Below are 3,256 nucleotides of genomic sequence, written 5' to 3' on the forward strand. Positions count from 1 at the left end.
TTATTTGTTTGAGGTAACGTCGGATTCGTTTGTCCAATTCAGGACCATACTGATGAACCCAACGCATAATCGTTGTATGAGAAATGGATAAACCACGTTCCTCCATCATTTCCACCAAATCACGAAAAATTTTATACCGTAGGTACCATCTTACCATTAATAAGATAATATCAGGCTGATAGTGCTTCCATTTGAACCAATTTTTCTTTTCCATACCAATCACACCCTTTTGGAGTAATAGTATCAGTATGTCCAAGTTTTAGAGATTACTTGTAATTACCTTGAAGTTTTTGCACCAGAACCTATAAGAATATAAACGGTATACTATACGGATTCATTTGGATTGAATACAGAATTTAAACTTAATGAATTGGTAGATGTAGAATAAAAACGGGCTGACTCGAAAGAGCCAGCTTTAATTCACAGCAGGTAAATTGATATTTGTAAAGGTGTTATTCGAATTGATGAAGTTACTAATATGATTTTTATTTGTGTAATATTTTAAATTCAATGGTGCTGTTCCTGTATAAACAAATCCATTGTCTTTTAAAATTAACTCGTTTACTCCTGCTGCTGCTCCTGAAGCTAAGAGAGCAGCGAATGCGGGATTATTAATAGTAACATTGCATTTCTCTACTATATAAGTTGTATATGGACGATTTGTATCAGATAAGAATAAATTATTTTTCGTATTAATGGAGATAGCACAGTCTTCAAGTGAAGTGTATGGTACTTGATTATCCACATTTGTAATACCAACTTCGCAAGTTGTATCTATAAGTTTTGATTTAGTAACTCTAATATTCATTGGACGCCCACTAAACAAATGATTTCTCAACTCGCAATTAAGAAGTTCGGACCTTGTGAACTCACAAACGTCTACAGTTTGAGTATTAGGATTTTCTGATCTGACTCGTAAATTTTCGAATCTACAGCTATCATATTCTTTAACTTTAAACGTCATCTCTCTTTGTGTTAAAACCGATTTAAAGGTACATTTGCTTATTTTGTTTGCTTTTATCCATGGTGTGGTAGTCGGATTTTCTGTAAAAATAATATAATTATTATCAAATGTGCAATTATCTCCCAATGCAACGAAATCAGGGTTTACGTATTGATTTTTAGATAAAGAAACCTTATACGAATCATTAGTTAAATTCATATTACCACCTGTGAAACTGTTGTCTATTATATTCACAAACGCCGTACTAAAATTAGAAGTCATGAGTCCAATATTATTTTGACAGTTGTATAAGTAATTATCCTTAATAGTTGCATGCATTAAAGAATAAAGATTAATCGCTAGGTAATCTATATTGTAAATGTGATTATGTTCTATTAAGACATCATAGCAACCAACTAAAATACCGTGATAACTGCCGTAAATTTCGTTATCTTTTATGGTACAGCTTGCTCCGTATGAATCTTCCATGTTTATTGAATAACGAGTTGGATTGTTGAAAATAGGTTTTCCATCCAAAAACCTAACCAATCCTTTTCCATTATCGCGGATTTTATTATTTATAACTTCGTTGTAATTCCCCCCTAAAGTGATACCACCCCTATGCCCATTAAAAACCTCGCATTTTTCAACAGTGTTATGGTGAGGGATACCACCAAACATAATTGTATATTGCAGATTCTTATTTACATTGTTTTCATTATAAAATTGAAGTCTAAATTTCATTGCGTTAACTGGGATTGAAATATCTGTATAGATTCTTCTTTTCTTCATAACCCCTATGAAATTGTTGTTATTATCGTAAAAGAAGATATCCAAGTCTTTACTATTTAAATTTGTTGTTCTAGCGTATCCTGCTCCAGCTATAAGAAAGGAAGTAATCTTTGGTGTTAAATCTTGAGGTATATTTAACATCTTTGTTGTGAGTGTATTCGTAGAGGTAATAGGTTGTCCAGTGTTGTAATCTAAGGCACTCAAAGTAAGACCTTGATCAAACTCTCCATAGTCAAATATCGAGTTTGAGCTAAATGAAATATTATCGCCCATATAATCGCGAACCTTACAATTTTTCACAGAACAATAATTTGAACTTTTTTGAAAGAGAATACCATACGTATTCTCCATTGCTACTTCTAAAGGATTATAGAAACTTCTGTCGTCCCTACATCCAATTATAGTTCCACCAAATAAATTAGAATTGGTGACTTTACTAAATACGATACTATTCCCTTTAAAGTTGTAATAATCAGTAGTTGTTCTATTGTCAAATGGCGATTTTTTATCAGAATCGTATATAACTTTTAATGTTGATCCATTTAAATTAAAATCTAAATTGGAAACCATAACAATCTCACGTGGATAACATAGAGCGTAATTGCCTTTTGGAAGAATAACTTCAGAGTAATTATTAGATGCTGCATATTGTAGCGCATTGTTTATCCCCTGGATATTCTTATCAGCTTGTATATAATCTGCATCTATATAGGGTTTAGTAGGTAATCCTTCTTTTATGCCCCACTGATTTAATTCAATTAAATAATCCAATTATTATCACCTCTTAAATTTCTTAATATAGTATATTCATTGATAAAAGAAACCGTCCCCTAAAAGGAGACGGTTTTAAAAATCATTTCACATATACATAGGCTTCGTTTTTTCATTTCCATATTTACAATCCTCCCCCTTTTCATCCATAATTTCAAAATGGAGAGAGATTAAAGACTGATTATTAATGAATATTCTAGAAAAATTAAACGAGGCCTTCACCTTAGAAGCTCAGGAATCATCACCGAGTAAAGTGGCTATTCAAGAATTAAAAAAATTCCCATCAATAAATATCCTTACATTTTTTATGCTTTTATTCCGTTTCAAACAATACGATAAATCTATGTTTATCTTATAACGTTTTTCTTCGATTTCACTCTTTGTTATTAATTCATGGCTGTTTTTTAAAGCAACTTTATAACTGCAACGCCCAATGAAACAATTAATATTATCGTACCAATTGTCCATAAAACTTGTGTATTGCGACTCTTAATGATCTCAAGTTCTAATTTATCGACACTGACTAAATTCTTGCTATCAATAACATCTGAGATTATTTGTTTCATTTCTAATCCAGATGGCACACTTTCCAATTTTTTTGCTCGTTCTTCAATTAAATTAATTTTTTTGGTTCTGGTGCAAAAATAAAACACAAGGGAATAAAGCATATATATTCCTAACGGAATCGTATCTTATGTTGCAAGTCCAAACAATTGATGGATGAATTCTTTTTGATTTTGTACAGACTGG

General features: G+C 31.5%; 2 protein-coding genes and 1 pseudogene. All 3 read right to left on the reverse strand.

Translation table 11 applies throughout. The features are described from left to right. A pseudogene (locus Q3V31_RS30540) lies at nucleotides 1-214 on the reverse strand (IS6 family transposase); the annotation flags it as partial. Nucleotides 215-415: 201 nt separating this feature from the next. Further along, the gene (locus tag Q3V31_RS30545; protein ID WP_016130682.1) at nucleotides 416-2,506 is read right to left on the reverse strand and encodes a NosD domain-containing protein; all 2,091 of its coding nucleotides are present in this window, start codon (nucleotides 2,504-2,506) and stop codon (nucleotides 416-418) included. 404 nt (nucleotides 2,507-2,910) lie between these two features. Continuing rightward, complete coding sequence (locus Q3V31_RS30550) at nucleotides 2,911-3,099, reverse strand: hypothetical protein (RefSeq protein WP_016130684.1); 189 nt, start codon at nucleotides 3,097-3,099, stop codon at nucleotides 2,911-2,913. Between the last annotated feature and the right edge of the window lie 157 nt (nucleotides 3,100-3,256).

The sequence above is a fragment of the Bacillus nitratireducens genome, from assembly GCF_036320425.1.
GTDB classification, from domain to species: domain Bacteria; phylum Bacillota; class Bacilli; order Bacillales; family Bacillaceae_G; genus Bacillus_A; species Bacillus_A nitratireducens.